Origin of the sequence: Sphingobacterium tabacisoli, assembly GCF_017908035.1 — a bacterium.
GTDB classification, from domain to species: Bacteria; Bacteroidota; Bacteroidia; order Sphingobacteriales; family Sphingobacteriaceae; genus Sphingobacterium; species Sphingobacterium tabacisoli.
In genome coordinates this window covers 1,911,864-1,929,302 of the sequence record NZ_JAEQMU010000001.1, presented here as the reverse complement: position 1 = coordinate 1,929,302, position 17,439 = coordinate 1,911,864, and the positions used below count along the sequence as shown (strand labels likewise).

The 17,439-nt window shown below is 40.0% G+C and carries 23 protein-coding genes; 14 read left to right on the top strand and 9 right to left on the bottom strand.

All coding sequences use genetic code 11. The features are described 5' to 3' along the window. Positions 1-166 precede the first annotated feature (166 nt). The gene (locus JKG64_RS08185; protein WP_210353807.1) at positions 167-655 is read left to right on the top strand and encodes a GNAT family N-acetyltransferase; all 489 of its coding nucleotides are present in this window, start codon (positions 167-169) and stop codon (positions 653-655) included. Here JKG64_RS08185 and JKG64_RS08180 read toward each other — a convergent pair. Together JKG64_RS08180 and JKG64_RS08175 are read right to left on the bottom strand one after the other, a co-directional pair. Next, positions 642-2,087, bottom strand: coding sequence for an MFS transporter (locus JKG64_RS08180; protein WP_210353806.1), 1,446 nt, complete (start codon positions 2,085-2,087; stop codon positions 642-644). The two genes, JKG64_RS08185 and JKG64_RS08180, sit on opposite strands and share 14 nt — an antisense overlap. A gap of 87 nt (positions 2,088-2,174) precedes the next feature. Continuing rightward, the gene (locus tag JKG64_RS08175; RefSeq protein ID WP_210353805.1) at positions 2,175-2,987 is read right to left on the bottom strand and encodes an AraC family transcriptional regulator; all 813 of its coding nucleotides are present in this window, start codon (positions 2,985-2,987) and stop codon (positions 2,175-2,177) included. 87 nt (positions 2,988-3,074) lie between these two features. Between JKG64_RS08175 and JKG64_RS08170 the strand changes: the two genes are divergently transcribed. The 3 genes from JKG64_RS08170 (at position 3,075) to JKG64_RS08160 (ending at position 4,663) form a co-directional block, all read left to right on the top strand. After that, on the top strand, positions 3,075-3,653 hold the full coding sequence (locus tag JKG64_RS08170) for a Crp/Fnr family transcriptional regulator (protein WP_210353804.1): 579 nt from the start codon (positions 3,075-3,077) through the stop codon (positions 3,651-3,653). 61 nt (positions 3,654-3,714) lie between these two features. Further along, complete coding sequence (locus tag JKG64_RS08165) at positions 3,715-4,137, top strand: GNAT family N-acetyltransferase (RefSeq protein WP_210353803.1); 423 nt, start codon at positions 3,715-3,717, stop codon at positions 4,135-4,137. A gap of 67 nt (positions 4,138-4,204) precedes the next feature. Continuing rightward, positions 4,205-4,663, top strand: a complete 459-nt coding sequence (locus JKG64_RS08160) for a GNAT family N-acetyltransferase (protein ID WP_210353802.1) — start codon at positions 4,205-4,207, stop codon at positions 4,661-4,663. A gap of 66 nt (positions 4,664-4,729) precedes the next feature. Here the strand turns inward: JKG64_RS08160 and JKG64_RS08155 are convergent, their stop codons facing one another. After that, complete coding sequence (locus JKG64_RS08155; protein WP_210353801.1) at positions 4,730-5,905, bottom strand: multidrug effflux MFS transporter; 1,176 nt, start codon at positions 5,903-5,905, stop codon at positions 4,730-4,732. A 367-nt stretch (positions 5,906-6,272) separates the two neighbouring features. Between JKG64_RS08155 and JKG64_RS08150 the strand changes: the two genes are divergently transcribed. The 3 genes from JKG64_RS08150 (at position 6,273) to JKG64_RS08140 (ending at position 9,809) form a co-directional block, all read left to right on the top strand. Next, on the top strand, positions 6,273-6,932 hold the full coding sequence (locus JKG64_RS08150) for a hypothetical protein (protein WP_210353800.1): 660 nt from the start codon (positions 6,273-6,275) through the stop codon (positions 6,930-6,932). Positions 6,933-7,075: 143 nt separating this feature from the next. After that, complete coding sequence (locus JKG64_RS08145; protein ID WP_210353799.1) at positions 7,076-8,155, top strand: alpha/beta hydrolase family protein; 1,080 nt, start codon at positions 7,076-7,078, stop codon at positions 8,153-8,155. A gap of 97 nt (positions 8,156-8,252) precedes the next feature. Beyond that, positions 8,253-9,809 carry a M20/M25/M40 family metallo-hydrolase gene (locus JKG64_RS08140; RefSeq protein WP_210353798.1) on the top strand — a complete coding sequence of 519 codons (1,557 nt, stop codon included), beginning with the start codon at positions 8,253-8,255 and terminating at the stop codon, positions 9,807-9,809. Positions 9,810-9,884: 75 nt separating this feature from the next. On the opposite strand, the gene JKG64_RS08135 is transcribed toward JKG64_RS08140, so the two are convergent. The 5 genes from JKG64_RS08135 to JKG64_RS08115 form a co-directional block, all read right to left on the bottom strand. Next, positions 9,885-10,904 carry an alpha/beta fold hydrolase gene (locus tag JKG64_RS08135; RefSeq protein WP_210353797.1) on the bottom strand — a complete coding sequence of 340 codons (1,020 nt, stop codon included), beginning with the start codon at positions 10,902-10,904 and terminating at the stop codon, positions 9,885-9,887. Between the two features lie 68 nt (positions 10,905-10,972). Then, positions 10,973-11,389 carry an EamA family transporter gene (locus JKG64_RS08130; RefSeq protein WP_210353796.1) on the bottom strand — a complete coding sequence of 139 codons (417 nt, stop codon included), beginning with the start codon at positions 11,387-11,389 and terminating at the stop codon, positions 10,973-10,975. A 430-nt stretch (positions 11,390-11,819) separates the two neighbouring features. Beyond that, on the bottom strand, positions 11,820-12,158 hold the full coding sequence (locus tag JKG64_RS08125) for a n-acetylglutamate synthase (protein ID WP_210353795.1): 339 nt from the start codon (positions 12,156-12,158) through the stop codon (positions 11,820-11,822). Between the two features lie 6 nt (positions 12,159-12,164). Then, positions 12,165-12,452, bottom strand: a complete 288-nt coding sequence (locus tag JKG64_RS08120) for an antibiotic biosynthesis monooxygenase family protein (RefSeq protein WP_210353794.1) — start codon at positions 12,450-12,452, stop codon at positions 12,165-12,167. A gap of 535 nt (positions 12,453-12,987) precedes the next feature. Then, positions 12,988-13,194: a hypothetical protein gene (locus JKG64_RS08115; protein ID WP_210353793.1), complete on the bottom strand. Its 207-nt coding sequence runs from the start codon at positions 13,192-13,194 to the stop codon at positions 12,988-12,990. A gap of 237 nt (positions 13,195-13,431) precedes the next feature. Between JKG64_RS08115 and JKG64_RS08110 the strand changes: the two genes are divergently transcribed. Further along, the gene (locus tag JKG64_RS08110; protein WP_210353792.1) at positions 13,432-13,887 is read left to right on the top strand and encodes a hypothetical protein; all 456 of its coding nucleotides are present in this window, start codon (positions 13,432-13,434) and stop codon (positions 13,885-13,887) included. A gap of 7 nt (positions 13,888-13,894) precedes the next feature. On the opposite strand, the gene JKG64_RS08105 is transcribed toward JKG64_RS08110, so the two are convergent. Next, on the bottom strand, positions 13,895-14,080 hold the full coding sequence (locus JKG64_RS08105) for a hypothetical protein (RefSeq protein ID WP_210353791.1): 186 nt from the start codon (positions 14,078-14,080) through the stop codon (positions 13,895-13,897). Positions 14,081-14,355: 275 nt separating this feature from the next. Here JKG64_RS08105 and JKG64_RS08100 point away from each other — a divergent pair, with 275 nt between their 5' ends. From JKG64_RS08100 to JKG64_RS08075, 6 genes are all read left to right on the top strand, one after another. Beyond that, positions 14,356-15,117, top strand: coding sequence for a hypothetical protein (locus JKG64_RS08100; RefSeq protein WP_210353790.1), 762 nt, complete (start codon positions 14,356-14,358; stop codon positions 15,115-15,117). After that, entirely contained in the window at positions 15,117-15,524 is a 408-nt protein-coding gene (locus JKG64_RS08095) for a DUF5675 family protein (RefSeq protein ID WP_210353789.1), read from the top strand. The genes JKG64_RS08100 and JKG64_RS08095 overlap by 1 nt, the downstream gene beginning before the upstream one ends. Next, complete coding sequence (locus tag JKG64_RS08090; RefSeq protein WP_210353788.1) at positions 15,521-15,763, top strand: hypothetical protein; 243 nt, start codon at positions 15,521-15,523, stop codon at positions 15,761-15,763. Before JKG64_RS08095 ends, JKG64_RS08090 begins: the two co-directional genes overlap by 4 nt. Then, complete coding sequence (locus JKG64_RS08085; protein ID WP_210354354.1) at positions 15,756-15,926, top strand: hypothetical protein; 171 nt, start codon at positions 15,756-15,758, stop codon at positions 15,924-15,926. Before JKG64_RS08090 ends, JKG64_RS08085 begins: the two co-directional genes overlap by 8 nt. An 82-nt stretch (positions 15,927-16,008) precedes the next feature. Then, positions 16,009-16,725, top strand: coding sequence for an FRG domain-containing protein (locus JKG64_RS08080; RefSeq protein ID WP_210353787.1), 717 nt, complete (start codon positions 16,009-16,011; stop codon positions 16,723-16,725). 466 nt (positions 16,726-17,191) lie between these two features. Continuing rightward, positions 17,192-17,338 carry a hypothetical protein gene (locus tag JKG64_RS08075; protein WP_210353786.1) on the top strand — a complete coding sequence of 49 codons (147 nt, stop codon included), beginning with the start codon at positions 17,192-17,194 and terminating at the stop codon, positions 17,336-17,338. Positions 17,339-17,439: the final 101 nt, after the last annotated feature.

The window sequence follows — 17,439 nt, the reverse complement described above, 5'->3', positions numbered from 1 at the left end:
TTTTTTTGACAATATTGATAAAAAATCAACACCAAACAACATGAAAAGTTAAAAAGATATGTTTATTGGTGTTTAAAAAAGGCGCATAGCATAAAGAAATACACGGTGTCTGAATATGTTTAAAGAAAGAATTTATCTTTGCTCTAACGTAAATGGTCATCATATTATGGTTAAGATAGCCCTATATCACGAAAAGTATTTTACCGACCTCAGCTCTTATGAACTGGATGAAGTGCAAGCTCAATTTACAGATTTGCCAAGAAGGATTTTGAAGGATCCTCTGATTTTGAACAAAGAAAATCGCTTCCAGTACTGTATCCTTTATGATGAAAAACCTGCAGGATTTTTTTCTTTAGACCTTTCAGAAGACCGTTTTATGTATACTGATAATCCGAAATCAATTCTGCTAAGAGCGCTTTCCGTTATGCCTCAATTTCAGGGAAAAGGAGTAGCGAAGGAAACAATGTTACTACTGCCTTCTTTTGTTAAGCTTCACTTTACTGAGGTCAATGAAATCGTCTTTGGCGTTAATTTGGACAACGAAGTTGCTTACAATTTATATCTCCGGTCCGGTTATATCGATGCAGGAAAAGTACATGAAGGAATAAAGGGCCCACAGCATGTGATGTCTAAGGATATCGTCAATGTGGGGTAGCGGTAGTTTTCCGCTTGATTTGTCTTAGGGTAAGTATTAAAATAAGAAGTGCCAGTAGCGGAGCGATTGCAAAGGAACCATAGAGAACAATAGAGGCATTAATAGCTCCTAATTGTTTAGAGCTGTCCGCTATCCCGCTTAGGTTCGTTACCAATCCTGCGAGGGATGCACCAAATGAGGTTGCTATAAGTTGTACTGTCGTGACAGAAGCCGACGTCATATTCTCTTGTCCGGTAGGAGCTAATGAAAACACCCTAGTTAATAAATGAGGCCAGCCCATACCTATTCCAGCACCGATGGCTAGTAAAAACAATCCTGTAAAGAAGATGGTCAGAGTTGAAGCCTGTGAGCCTGTCGCTGTAATGTAGGCTAGTCCTAACAGTCCCAAAAACATAAGTGAAGCACCCAATATGATGATTTTGTTTACCGAATTACCTTTGTAGCCTGAAAAAGTAATAGATGATAGTGTCCATCCGAAAGCAATTAGCACGGTAAGATAGCCTGCTCCTAAAGGAGAGAAACCGTTGACGACCTGTGCGAAATAAGGGACGTAGATTTCAATAGAAGTAGCTATGGTCAACAGTACCATGACTGCGTATGTCGAACCTAATGCGGAAGATATAGTATAAGCACCACTAGGAAGCAACCTAGGATTATACCTTTTTTCCGTGAGAATGAGTAACACCAAAAACAATAGCGCGACCAGAACTCCCAAAACGTTTTCAGCACCACTTTTTTGAACACTGCCTATTGAGACAGCAAGAACAGCAAGGATTAGGAGCAAAAGCTTTAGATAAGGAGGGGCTTGCACTCCATCACTGTTTCGGTGCTTAGGGAGTACAATAGAGGCTGTTACAAAAATGAAAAGACAAAAGAATAATAGAAAGGCGAAAGCCCATCTCCAATGCGCATGCTCTGCAAATACTCCTCCTATAAAAGGGCCTGAGAACGCTGAAATGCCCCACATGCCAGAAACTAAGGCCATTGCCCTGGACCAAAGGTTTTCTGTAAAGACCAGCCTAATCATGGCATAAGATAATGCAAATAAAAGCCCTCCTCCGAAGCCCTGTATAAATCGTCCTACCAATAATATGGGCATGCTTGGAGCAAAAGTACAAATCACTGTACCGATAGAAAATATCACAATACCGATTTGATAAGCTCTTTTAGGACCATGACTGGCCATCTGGTTGGCAGATAATACGGAGCCAATAACAGAAGCAACCACAAACAGAGTGGTATTCCATGCATAGTATTCAAGCCCTCCGATTTCTTTTACAATAGAAGGCATTATAGTTGTTGCCAGATATACGTTGGTCGCATGAAGCATTACGCCAAGAGCTAATATAACTGCTTTTAGGGCATTATCCTTCGAAAAAAGGTCTGACCAAGTGGCCTCTTGAATCTTGTTTGATGTTGTCGTATTATTCATTTTTTATCCTCTTAAATCGTAATAGTACAAAGTTGAAAAGGAATGAATGGAATGAAAATATCAGAACTTCGGATTAAAGTTTAAATTTTACGGATTCTCCTTTCTAAATGCAATAGGAGAGGCCGAGGTGTGACTTTTGAAAAAGCGAGAGAAATAAGAGGCACTTTCAAAACCAAGTATATGTGCACATTCTTTGATCGATAAGGTAGTATGCTTTAGAAGATATTGGCTTTCTAGGAGTAGACGTTCGTGAATGATCTGCAAGGCTGTATGTCCGGTTTCTGCTTTTACTACCTCTGTCAGATGTTTGGCCGAAATTCCAAAATGAGAAGCATAGAAACCAATAGTGTTCCAGCTAGAAAATCGTTCATCAACCAATTTTTTGAATTCGTAAGTCAGTTGATAGTTACGGTTCATATTTTTTTCAAAACCTAATAAACAGTATTCACAGGCTCGGTTGTATTCATAGAGAATTTCTATCACCATCAATCGAGCTATGTCCAAGTGATAAGCATATTGAGTGTTCAGCTCTCTCTCTAAGGACAGAAATCTATTGAGTACGATATCAAATCTATTATGTAATTCATAAAATGGAGGGTAATTGCTGTTCAATAATAAGAGCTCCTCCACAATATCTTCTTTGATGAAGATTTTCTGTAAGAAAGGTTTTGTAAAAAAGATCTGTTTTACATTTAAGTCACTGGAAATACGGCTAATTGAAAATATCGTATTGGGGGATAAGATAGCGATCCCATGGGGCTTCAGTTCAAACTCATGGAAGCCTATTTTGATATTAGCGGAGCCAGAATCACAGAGTAATATGGTGTAATAATCGTTTTTTCTTGGATCATCAACACTGAGATTAGCATGGTCTTTGGTGTATTTTATTTCGCTAAACATAACATGTAAATATACATTTTTATGAATTATAGTCTTGATATGTTCTATTTTAGACGTTGTTTTGTGTATTAAAGTAATGGATAGGATATGCTTTTAGAAAAACTGTTTGCAGAGTTTCATGTGGATTCACACATAATCACGCCCCATGAGTCAAGCTTATTCGATTCTTTTTTTGAGGAGATAAGTCTCAAAAAGAATAGTTTTCTCATTGAGGAAGGGGAGATTGAGCCTTATAGTTATTTCATAGCCGAGGGGATAGCACGATGTTGGACACGCAACCACGAGGGGACGGAGCAAATATTTTGGTTCTGCAAAGAAGGAACATTCTCCCTGTCAAATATATCATTTACACTACAGGAAAGATCTGCGTTTAATGTGCAGATGCTGGTCGATAGTACAGTTTATCGTATCAATCGGAAGCAGACACTCCAGCTTTATGAGGCAATTCCAAACCTTAAAGACCTATTTGGAGATTTGACTGCTAAACTATTGGCTAGGTTGTTGAAACGCAATCTGGACCTAATAAAATATTCTCCCGAGCAGTATTATCTGCAGATGATGGAAGAATATGGCAAAGCAATGAATTATATCCCGTTGAAAGATATTGCGTCGTATTTGGGAATAACGCCCCAGGCTTTGAGCAGGATACGGAAGCGTATTTTTTAACCCAGGTTCAGTATATCCTCGACATAAGTAACGAATTTTGCAATTCTTATGATGTAGAACTATGATTAGAAAAATAGAAAAGGCGGATTATCCGCGGATGAAAGAAATATGGACCAGTGCTGTGGAGCATACCCATGATTTTCTAAAAAGAGAAGACTTTGAATATTACCAAGCGCAATTGCCTTTTTATTTTGAACAGGTGACCCTCTGGGGTTTTGAAGAAGAGGGCGTTTTGGTGGGATTTATAGGTACTGCTGGCGATTCTTTGGAAATGCTTTTTATCCATAACGATTGCAGGGGGAAGGGAGTTGGGAGAAAGTTAGTGACCTATGGAATAGCTAATTTGCAGGTGTCTAAGGTGGATGTGAACGAGCAGAATGCGCAGGCTGTAGGTTTCTATAAACATATGGGATTCCGTACGACAGGCCGTTCGGAATGCGATGGTCAAGGTAAGGCATATCCTATTTTGCACATGAGCCTGTAATTTTAATAGAAAATTATAGCTTTTAAATCCTATAGCGGATATTTGTACAACAAACAAAATAGAAGTAATGAAGGTAAGTGTGGTCCTTAAGTCTTTCGATGAACTGACAAATATAGAGCTGTATGAAGTATTGCGTCTACGCAGTGAGGTTTTTGTGGTAGAACAAAACTGTATCTATCTCGACCCCGATGGTAAAGACCTCAAATCCCATCATGTACTGCTCTATGTGGACGGCCACTTGGCCGGATATAGTAGGGTGTTGCCTGCAGGATTATCGTACGAACAGGTTTCTTTGGGAAGGGTTTTAGTGAACCCGGATTTTAGAGGAAAAGGTTTAGGGAATACGATTGTAGACGAGGCTATCAAGGCCTGTTATGCGATTTTTGGGAACGTGGATATTAAGATTGGAGCACAGCATCATCTTTCGAAGATGTACCAGTCGCTGGGCTTTTTCCCAGATGGAGAACCCTATGACGAAGATGGTATCATGCATATTGATATGCTCAAGGTTTATTCCGGAACATAGGAAAATAAAAATCCCGTCTTTCTGTTATAGAATGACGGGATTTCTGTTTAATGGATTGGGATCAATTTATTTGTTGTTCAACCTAATTAATCCTGTATTGATAGTAAACCAGCATAACAGCAATATAGGGAAAACTAGGAGTGAGCTACTGTGAAAATAGCTAGTCACCCAAGTGATTCCTCCGACTATAGCATAGTAATATAAACCAAGGATGGCTCCAGCTATCCCCAAATATGCTTTGTGATGGATTAGTGCATTGCTCAGACAGATGGGAAGCATACAAGTTATGCCAAACATCATGACGAATATGGCGAGCAACAGCAGTATGATAAGGACCAATTTCCAATCTGCACATAAAAGAACAGCAAAAAGATAAATCAGAATCCCCAGTAGAAATGTGAAATTTCCAAAATACAGTACATATTTGGGCGATTTTCGGGCAACGATTCGTTTACAGAATTTAGCTCCACAAAAGCTAGCAAACGCGACTAGAAAACCGATACATCCGTATTCGATCAGTGAAAAGTTCAGTTGCTCGATAAAGACAAATGGGGCTTCTCCATAATAACTGAAAATAACACCGTTGATTGTGCCAATGAGACCGCCAAGAATCCAAAATGAACGGTCTGAAATAATGTTTCTACCGATTTTTTTGAAGTCATATTTTGGCTTTGATTCGAAATCTAAGGTCTCCACCAATCCGGTGATAGACCAAAGTAGGGCGATACCGCCTATTAAAATCAACAGTTTGAACAACATAGAGACATCCCAGATCGAGGCTACAACACTACCTAGTAAAGGGCCTATAGCAGGGGAAAAAGCCAAAACTGCAGATATTTTGCTGAATACAGCAATACGCTCTTTATCACTATAGGTATCACGTAGAATGGTCTGGCTAACATTGGAACCGACTGAGGCACCTACTGCCTGTACGAACCGGGCCAAAAGTAATGCTTGAAAATCAACGGCATGTAGGCATAAAAAAGAACCTGCGATATATATTACAATACCGATAAGCATAGCTGATTTTCGTCCGATAAAATCAGATAGTATCCCCCATAGGAATACGCCAATCGCAAATCCAGCAAAATAGATGCTGAGTGTTTGTTGGATCTGATTGCCTGTGACACCATAGTGTGTCGCAAGTTCGGAAAGGGAAGGGGTGTATATGGTTTCACTGATTTGCGGAAACCCAACAAGAAATATAATAAGCCAAATAAATGACTTTTTTTGATTTTTCATTTTAAAAATATTAGATAATAAAATTCTCCTAGAAACCAGAAGTTGGTTTCTAACAATACATAGGTCTATTATCGTGAGATAACAGGGAAGAATTTATTTAGCTAATTTTTAAATAGAAAAACATGATCTTTTTTTTGCAAAGGTATGAAAAAAAGATTAAGCCGATTCGACTTCCCCCATTACGGAGCTGAATGTCAATATATATAGTTTTTTTTAACCTTGAGGTTAACAATTATCGTGAAGGGGTGTTGAAAACTGATAGTTTTGAACATCAAAACTATATATACATCCAAATGAATATATTTAGAATGATTTTGTTAGCAGACGGAGCAGTGTAAAAGAAACAGATATTAGTTAAGTTATAGTAATGAGCTTAAGAACATTTCAAGAGACCTGTGAAGATTTAGATAGGCTGGTGTGGTATCCAACGGTCTTTATACAAAGTAATATGGGTATTAACTGGAATATGCCTCCGAAAAAGGAGATATGTTCTAGTACCTGGGTGAATTTTTTCGTCGGCATGAATAGCAGTGAGCCGGCAGAACTTGCAAAAAAAATTCTTACCAATGAGTCTCCTAATCAACTATTAGTACTCTTAGAGCACCGCCTTATGCCCATTATCCGGGTTTTGAGATCGAAGAACTTAGAACGGGGAAAGAAGACGATCAAGATAAAAAGAAACGCAAATAACGTAGAGGTAGACAAGAACGGCGTAGCATGGTTGATGGATATGGGGCTGGTGTATGAAAAAGAGGGCAAAGGGGGTAAAGAAGCTGATGGTTATTCTCTTGACATCGATAGAGTCGGACTACGTTCGTACCTGCTGTATACCTTAGAAGATTTGCTTACTACGGTCAGAAGAACAAATTCGCGTAAGATTAGTGTGTTGGAACTGAGGGTTGTAACGATGCAACGGGAGCTGGAGGAGAAAACTGAACTACTGGAAATTGCAAATAAGGAAATAGCTGGTTTGAAAACAGAGCTGAAGGGCTTGGTAAAGAAAACGGCGAAAGCAAAAAGTAAATAAAGAATCTCTATTGTGTCTCTAAGGTTTGTGAACGGTCTGTTTTGTTATCATTCTTTTCGCTAGCTCAGAGACATAAAATGTCTATACATATAAACCATTGGGCTCAAAAGAGCTGAAATCATTCTATTTTTTTATATTAAAGTATGCTTCAGATTATTGGAATCAAAAGAAGAGTAGCGAATACTGCCCATACGTATAGCTCCGTCAAAGTGGTTATATTAATGATACTTTTGATATGTTCATATTCGGTAGGCTTTTCTCAGGATAAGCGCATTATCAATCAGGAGACGACAAGTTTTACACTTGGTAAAGGAGTAGATTCGACGACTTTTTTGGTGATTGATAAAGATGTCAAGGAACGAAAACCTATATTCCTTTGGTGTCAAGGTTCATTGCCTCTTCCTCTGTATATCAACTTCGAAAAAGAGGGACCTTGGATGATGGCTGGCGGTATCTCCAATTTTGATTATCAGGAGATTGTAAAACACTATCATCTGGTGGTTGTTTCTATGCCTCATACTCCGCTAATGGTAAACGAAAATCAAGTCAACAATTCGTATTGGTATTTTGGCAATTCTGAAGATAAGAATATACCAACACAAGAATTTCAAGAAGCAGATTATTTAGAAAATTATACCAATCGGGCGATCGAAGTGCTGGACTTCTTAAAAGAACAAGATTGGGTGGACAACTCGAAACTCGTTGTTGCAGGACACTCTCAGGGTTCAAAGATTGCTTTGGATATCGCCATGAAATATAACCGTATATCCAAGTTAGGACTGTTTGGTTTCAATGCTTTTGGACGGATTGACCAGCTTGTCCGCCAAGCGAGAAAAGATGCTGAGAATAAGATTATATCCTGGGAGCAGGCTAATGAAAAAATAGAGGGGCTTTATCAATTTTATCGGGAGGCAAATGATGCCCAGAAAAGAAAAGAAGATTCTAATCTAGTGGCTTGGCATTCCTTTTCTAAACCTACTATTGATTATTTGGTTAAATTGGAAAAGCCTATTTATCTAGCCTATGGTACAGCAGATATTATCAGCGATCTGTGTGACCTGATTCCTTTGTATTTTATCAGAGAGCATAAGGATAATCTGACTTATAGGAGATATGCTAACCTGGAACATAATTTCTTTGAAGTAAATGAAGGGAAAGCGGATCATAGCAAGCCTCATTGGAAAGAGGTGATGCATTCGTTTGTCGAATGGTCTTTGAACTGATATCCCGCAAAGGCCTAAGCAATCTATATCTTATTGTGTATTTAGTTCATTTTATGTACTATCTTTAGTAGATTTAGAATGAGCTAATTATATACTGATGAGAAAAAATACAATTTTAAAATCTTTGGGACTGGCAGGCATGCTTGTTTGCACAGCCTCTGCTGTTGCACAGGATAAGGATGCTGTTGTCTCTGCTATCGTTCAGGAAGCGAATACTAATTCCTATCTGAAGAACTATGCCTTCGAACTGGTGGATATGATAGGACCACGTTTGGTGGGAAGTCCACAGATGCAACAGGCGCACGACTGGGTGGTGAAAACATATACGGAGCTAGGGGCTGTGGCACGTAATGAAGTTTATGGTGAGTGGCGTTCATGGGATAGGGGTACTTCGCAGGCTACCATGACATTTCCCCGAGTGAAGTCGTTAGAAGGTACCCAACTGGCATTTAGCCCTGCGACGAAAAGTAAGGGAGTAGAAGCCGAAGTGGTAGCGATGCCAGTTTTTAACTCGGCGACCGATTTTCAGGCTTGGTTAAAGACTGTAAAAGGTAAGATTGTTTTGATCGGTATGAATCCTATATCTGGTCGTTCCGATGCAAATTGGAAAGAATCGGCTTCGGATCAAGGCTATGATAAACACCAGAGATTAAAAAATGAACAACAGAAAAAGTGGGACCTCAGTATGTCTTATACGGGGTACACTAGACGTACCCTGCCTTTGGCTCTTGAGGATGCAGGAGCGCTGGCGGTAATGGACTCTTATTGGACTGAATTACCTGGATTGACACGGATATTTGATGCCAAGTCAAAGCGGATTCCTGTGTTCAATATAGCTTTGGAAGACTATGGTACGCTATATCGCATGGCCGAGAGAGGAGTTAAGCCTAGGGTTCTGCTGGAAGGTAATTCGAAGGAGCTCGGTACGGCAAAAACGTATAACAGTATTGCTGAGATAAAAGGTAAAGAAAAGCCGAATGAATATGTGGTGTTGTCGGCGCATTTAGACTCATGGGATGGCGGAACAGGAGCAACCGATAATGCGACAGGAGTAATCACGATGATGGAAGCGGTGCGTATCTTACAGAAGGTATATCCGAATAATAAGCGGACTATCTTGGTGGGAAATTGGGGCAGTGAGGAACAAGGGTTGAATGGATCTTCGGCTTTTGTAGAAGATCATCCTGAGATCGCTAAGAATATTCAGGTGGTATGGAATCAGGACAACGGAACCGGAAGAATTGTGCGCATTGCTGGTAGTGGTTTTGAAAAATCGTATGAATACATTGGCCGTTGGCTTCAATACCTGCCCGAAGAGTTCCGCAAGGAGATTCAGACTACATTCCCGGGAATGCCAGGAACTGGTGGCAGTGACCACTCTTCCTTTGTGCAACGAGGCATACCTGCATTTGGACTATCGTCTACATCATGGGATTATGGTAAACTGACTTGGCATACCAATCGCGACACTTATGATAAGATAGTATTTGATGACGTTCGGCAAAATGCCATTATCGTTGCTATTTTAACATACCTAGCCTGTGAAGAACCAGAGCTGGTATCGCGGGATAGAATTGTACTGCCGATAGATAAGAACGGTAAGCAGATGGAGTGGCCGACGAATCTAAAATCAACAAGAATCAGCGGTAATTAACTCGCGGACTATGAGACTGTCTCAGTATACCTTTTGGGACAGTCCCATGGTACTTATAGTTCAAAAATAGTCGTTTTAAATCTTGGCTAGAAAGCCTGTAATCGCTTTGATGAAGATTTGAGGCTCTGCATAATGAATGTTGTGTGCGACACCTTCCACCACGATATGTGTTATCCATTGAGGATGACTTTCAGCGAGCTTCTTATTCTCTTCGTAAACGGGGATAGGGTCATCCGTAGATACAGGATCGAAAATCAGAACTGGAATCTTTAGGTTTTGAAAGATGACAGGAGGATTGACCTTGATAATAGAGGATGCGTATTTACTCACATTTGGACTATCAAAGATGGCCTCAGCCATATGCAAACTATCCTGCATATGGTAATATTCCGGTTGACCATAATAGGTTATCCATTGTTCTCCCATTGGTCGGATGTAACTGAGAATTTCGAATTGATTGGTTGTATCTGCGGAGTCGTATAGACTGCGATAGGCTTTAAACTTGGAAGGGTACTGTGCAAAATACTGCTCCTTGATTTCATCAGGAGGGGTTACGTCTTTCAGTTTTTGTTGTAGTGCATCTTTGTTTAGCTTGAGGTAGCTGGTGCTGAATGCGACAGAACCACCGTCTTCTAAAATCAGTCCTTTTACATAGCTAGGATATAGTTGGTAAAAATTGGTAGCCAAGAAGCCACCTCTCGAAAAACCACCTAGTACGACTTGGGAAATTTGTAAAGAGTCCAACAGTGTTTTGATATCTTCAGACAGATCGTCAAACGAAGCGTCAAATTCAGGAAGGAGAGTCTTGCCCGAATTATATTGGTCAATTGATAGCACTCGATAGCCCACTTTAACAAACTCTTCGGCGTAGGGGGCGAGTTCATAAGCATTGCTCAAACTTCCATGTAACCATACCAAAACGAATTCTTTATTAGTGCTAGCGCCCCATTCGAGATAGGATAAATCCACGTTTTTAGCTTTGATAGTGCGTCTATGTTTTGCTTCGAATGCATCGTACTTATCTTGAGCTTTATGAAAGGTCTGTTCAAGCTTTATTTTGTCAGCCTCTTGTGTGCGTGCTTTAAAAGATAGCATGAAGAGAAGTATTACAGTAATTATAATCCGTGTTGAGGTCATAGGGGGGGAGGTGTAAAGAAAGTAACTTATTTTGCGATCATAACTAAGGTTCCTGCAATAATAAGCCCGGCACCGATTGCAGTTTTCCAAGTAAGTGACTCGTTAAGAAATAGAACGGCCAATACAATCGTCAGGGCAACGCTAAGTTTGTCGACTAGAGCTACCTGCGAAACATTCCCAATCTGTAAGGCTTTAAAGTAAAATAACCAGGATAGTCCAGTCGCAATTCCCGAAATAATCAGAAAGAAAAGACTTTGTTTGGATATGCTACTGATATCCTTCGCCTCGCCTTTAAAAAATACAATAGACCATACCAAGATTAAAATAATGATGGTACGGATACCTGTGGCAAGGTTGGAACTGATATTGGCGACACTTAGCTTTGCAAAAATGGCTGTTAGGGATGCAAAAAGAGCCGATAGTAAGGCATAAATCCACCACATGTTGTAATGCTTTAGAGTTTTCGATGCTAAAGTAACTAATACTATCGGGAAAATGCTAAAATTAATAACGTCAACGGCCTAGACCAGGGGGCAAGAGTGTGAATTCACCTGATGATGTTTTTCTGATAGGTGGTTATTATGGAGACTATAACAAAGTAATATGTATAGAGGGGTTAAAATAGTGCCAAAATTCGAAAAGTGCCAAAAACTTTTTGGCGGTATTTTACCCCTTTGATTTATTGATTAATAATAAAAATAAATGTAAAATAGGTGTTTGTGCCATTTGAAGCTGGTTTTCGGGATTTAGGCTTGTTTTGTGCTGTTCATGAATGAAAGTAAATTGTTCGTAAAGGATCTGTAACTCTCTTTGGTAAAAATGCTGGACCTTACGGATGAAAGTGAATCGCTTGTAGATTTACCTAATTATAGTTTAGATTTCTTCTACAACAGATTGACCAGAAGATAAGTCACCTGATGTCCACTGCCATTCTTCATGCAATCGTATTTTTCCATTCGTTAGAATTTCTGGTCGAGAAATACATTTTCCTGTCATTAATTTTCCTTCACTGTTTATTTGGTGATACCGCATATCTATAATACCCGCTTCGTCCACAAGCCCAATAAGATGGCCATAAATTATTTTACCACCTTGATAATGTGCAGTAAGTATTGAACCTTCTTGTTTGTAGTTAAATACGGTATCAGCGGATGTTTCTCCATTATCACTGTTGGCAACAGCAACAAATGTTTTGTTATTGTAGTTTATCATGTTTGGTTATATGCTTTCGTAATGTAAAACTTGGGGAAAAGGATTGTAATAATCGTGCAGTAAGGCTTTCCATTGTTGGTATTGCGGTGACTGACGAAATCCTACTTCATGTGCTTCGACTGAAGTCCATTCTACCAATAAGAGGTATTGGTTCTCAAATTCGATGCACTTCTGTAAGGAGTGTTTCAGATAGCCCTCTATGGACGAAATATATTGAGTAGCTATTTGAAAGTCTTTTTCAAAGTCTTGGGTTCTGCCAGACTTTACGTTTAATACTGCTACTTCTAAAATCATGTTTTTAAGCTTTTTGAAATGAGACTAAGACTTATGGTTCCGTTTTTACGATTGACTTATTGCAAAATAAGAAATTAACGCATTAAAATAATTAGCCATTTTGATTATTTGCACTATTCTTTACCAATCGAAGAACGATAAGACTTAATTTTTGGAGCTTATCGTACCACAAAAGGTAATACGTGAAAAAATATTTAAATAGACAATGTGTTCGAATCTAATGGAATAGATGGATGCGCTAAAACGACAGCACGAAGCACTGTGCCGATAAACTCAGATTTTTGCCGTTAAATCGCTGATAAAACCGAATCGTGCCATTGATTGTATCATGGTTAGATATTCGTAGTCGGCGTACAAAACTTGAAGGTATTATTTACAAATCGAGCAAGTCCGATAATAAGAGTGATAGTAATAAGGTGAAAAATGATAATGGATTTAATACTTGATGAATTATGAATAATAAATTTAATAATTATAGAGAACTAGACCGGCTATACACCAGCTATACCGAAGGTAGGACGCACTTGAACGGACTTTAGCGGACTTGTACGGACTTGAGGGGACTTTTAGCGAAGGATTGGCTCAGTCCTACAGGGCGCCTGCACGAAAACCGTAAGCCTTCTGGAATCGAACCCAGTCCATCCCTTCTGGTTCTCATCCCTCTTAAACGCAAAAAACCTTCATCTTTCGATGAAGGTTTCTCTGCGGAGAGCGAGGGATTCGAACCTTGCTCGTAACGCATTGAAATATATCGATTTATAAACTCTTGATTTTGCGGGTCTCGAAAGGGTCTCGCTAAATCCGTTTTATCTATTTCCTACCTCGATTTTCTAATACAAATATACGAAATGAACAGCAGAATTAGGCGAGATTGAGCTAGTATTTGCATACGTAGATGGCTGTTTATTAGTCTTCTTGATATTATTTCACTAGATTTGATTTGGCTCGTTTTTGATTATAACCTAATATTGAATTTTTTATGGCACATAAAAATCTTTTTAGCGAACGTGTGAGTAATGGAGATCGGGAGTATACATTGAATATTGTAGAAGGTACTAATAGTGAATCGCATTTGATTATTTCTACCAGTAATGGTTCTGGCGATAAAACTGACGGAAAAAGAATACGTATACCAGTAAAAGATATTGGTTGTTTGAGAGATGCTCTGAATAGGATTGTTGAGCAAATGGCTGGTATCGATCGTACACAAGAAGACGATACCTTGGTTCCAGATTCTAAAAGTTATACATTGGAAGACAAACGCAAAGAGCATGCTCATGCTTATTTGCCCTGGTCCGCTGAAGATGACGAGAAACTGGAGAAGTTATTCTGTGAAGGTCGGTCCACAAAGGAATTGGCTAAAGTATTTGAGCGTAATATGGGCGCTATAACTTCTCGTATAAAGAAACTTGAGCTTCGCGATAAATACAACTAATCAAGCCTTACACCGTTTCTTTTACTTTATCTGGATTTAGTCCCAGATATTGACATACCTCGTCGAGAGTAACCAATTGATGGGGTTCTTTGTTGTGCTTTCTTTTGATAGCATTGTATATGCGGAGGCTCTGTCTGTAGCTCTTGCCGGTGATCATGGAGATGTCCTTTGGGTAAATGCAAATTCTGTTCATACCAATACTTTATGTATTCTTTATCGCTACTGTTGATACGCTGATTACCTACTGCAGCTGACTAGTTTTTGATGCTACCAAGTTGGTAACAACTTGTGGTTTGAATTGGTGACTTTTCTTTGTTGCAATTTACGTATTCTTTATGGTTTGATTGTGTGTATCTATGGCTATTAACGCCATATGGTATAGGTTGGCTTTGTTCTACGGGCTGTTTTGTCAAGATTTGGTTCTATATCACGATTGCTGCAGCGGTGATGGATTAAATTTTTAAGGAAATGGCAAGACAATCAAGTATTATCAAATTGAAGGGTACTATCGGGGATATTACCTTTTACAAAAGTAAGGATGGGTATCTAGCCCGTCAGAAAGGTGGAGTGGATCGGGACCGCATTATGAACGATCCGAAGTTTCAACGGACGCGCGAGAATGCTCAGGAATTTGGGCGAGCTGGTAAAGCCAGTAAAGCGCTATGTACGGCAATCAGGCCTGTGTTGAACAAGACGCAGGATTCGCGTATGATATCGCGTCTCGTGAAGCGTATGATGGCCGTAATCAAAGCTGATGCGGTGAGTAATCGCGGAAAGCGTAATGTGCTGGACGGTGAGTTGATTTTGTTGCAGAGCTTCGACTTCAATGGCAATGCTGCTCTTTCGGCCACGGTCTATGCTCCGTTTACGGCTACTATCGACCGTCCCACTGGAGTGTTGGATGTTAATCTGGCTGCCTTTACTCCGGAGAGTCAGATTGTAGCTCCTGGGGGAACGACTCACTTCCGAATGATTTCGGCCGGTGTTGAAGTAGACTTTGAGAATGAAATGTTCAAGTTGGCTCAAAGTTCGTCTTCTGAAATTGCTTATGGCAATACGTTGTCTGCAGCAATCCCGTTGAGCAATGATATCGGTGTTACGGATTCGACCAAACCACTGTTCCTGGTGTTCGGCATTGAGTTCCTTCAGCAGGTAAATGGCTCGTTCTATTCGCTGAACAACGGTGCGTTTAACGCATTGAATCTGGTTGCTGTAGATACGGGCGTATAATGGTAGTTCGATTATTGCGGACTTATCATGGTCAAGGTACCAATGCTGAGATTTGGGTTGATGGTGAATTTGTTAGCTATGCTATTGAGCTGCCCTGGCTAGGTAACGTCCGCAATAATTCCTGCATTCCGGAAGGCAGGTATTCACTGGCTAAGCGATACAGTAAAAAGTTTAAATGGCATATTTTGGTGAAGGATGTTGTGGGGCGAAGTGAGATTCTTTTTCATCCGGCCAATAATGCTTTGAGTGAATTGCGAGGTTGTATTGCTCCGGTTAGTCAGCTTTCTGGAATCGGGAAAGGTTTGGAATCTGTAAAAGCCTTTAACAAGTTAATGGAGATAGTTTATGCTTCTATCGATGCAGGAAAATGGGTGTTTTTGGAAATTATTGAGAAAGGAAAATCATGAATGTAGTTGAACGAGCTCAGGCTCCTACTCCGAAGTTTTTTAAGGTGTTGCGGAATATTGGTATTGTGGTTGCAACAATTGGCGGGGCTATTCTGACTGCTCCTGTTGCTTTGCCTGCTGCGATTGTTACTGTTGGAGGTTATCTGGCCGTAGCGGGTGGTGTGATATCGGCGATCAGTCAGGTGACTGTTGATGATAAACAGTTGAAGAAGGATTCGGAAGGTGTGAACGATGAATAGAGCTGCAATTGGCCACGGTACTTTCGGAGGTATTTTATTGGGTGTTTACCCTGCCCTGATCATGGGTGATATCCTGAAAACTATTTTGTTAGCAGCGATTGGTGCGACTGTTAGTTTTTGCGTATCTTTATTGCTAGGGTCTTTGACTAAAAGAAAAAAATAAGGTTGTGGTGACTTTATTCTCAAAAGCTCGACGTTATGTCGGGCTTTTGTTTTAATAATATCAACAATATCTGTAAAAATACATGGCGAATTTTGAGGAAACGGAAATAAATAGTCTGTCAGAATTTATAAAACTTATTGAAAGGCGTGGTCGACCTGACGGAAAGAGAATAATCCTTTATAGAGGTCAAAATGTGGACAAAGCTTTAATCCCTGGCATTGCACGTCATCTTTACCGAAAGAGTAGAGAGGTTAACGAGATAAGAATGTTTAATGAGTTTAAAAGGTCTTCCCTTCCACACTTGCAATCCAAACCAAACAATGATTTAGAATGGTTAACAATTGCACAACATTACGGCATTCCCACTAGGTTACTGGATTGGACAGATAATCCATTGGCTGCTTTGTATTTCGCGGTTAGCAAGGAGTCTATGGAGGAGAGCAGTGCTGTGGTTTGGGTCTTTTCCGCAAGTATGGATAATAAAATCTTTACTGAAGAACAGAATTTTGATATTTTTAAGGAGAAAGAATTGAAAATTTTTAAACCTTCAACAATTATTGACAGAGTTGGATCTCAGTCCGGTTGGTTTAGCTACCATCCATACCGTTCACAGGGCTATTATCAAAGAATAGATCAAGAGTATAGTGACAAAGATATTAGACTACATAAGATCTTAATAAAGAAAGAAAATTCAAAAAACATTAAGCACACCTTGGAAGCATGTGGTATAAACAAGTATTCTATATTCAGAGATTTAGATTCACTCGGCCAATACATCTTCTTGAAAAACAAGTCCTAGAATATTCATTCCAAAAGAAAAAGGAAAAAAAGAAAGTCTTCTGGTTAATGGATGCGGGCCAATAAAGTAAGGTTTTTGGGTAAAATACTATCCGACGAATGGAGGATGGAGATTTTTCTCAAAACCGGAGGCTGGACCTTGCTGTTTGGCCTGCTGCATTTATTTTTGCGGACTTTTTTGTCTTTTCTGTGATTCCGTCATTGTTTAAATCCGTTTATCCTGCAAAAAGCCTGCTAGCGCTCGCTCGCCGTCTGCGAGTTGAGCGAGGGTGACGGACCGAGAGGTACGTAGTACCGGGGGCCGGCATATGTTGGTGAGATTGGCTGGCGGTATTTTTGATGTGGTTGGGATTTCAAGTATATGATTGGCTTTGTGTGTGGGCATGTGGGATAGATTCCGCTCTGTGTGGGTTGGGCTTTTCAAAAATAGTGACAGCCGAAAGCTCACCAACACAAGGTGCCTAGGTATGTATTGGCCAGCTGCTATGGAGGTGATCAGGGGGCGGAAGCGCGTAGCCGAATGGAGTGAAACGGAATGCAGGCGTACAGCGATGATGCGCCATGTGAAGCGGAATAGCAGCGATGAGGTAATGACCGATCGGCAAAAATGGTGACCATCTGCGTAGCACCCGTAGGGATAATAGGCTCTATATTCTTGGGGATTGTGTGTGGCTTCATAGTGCCTATAGGATTGGCGCTATTTTTTGCTGAGGGA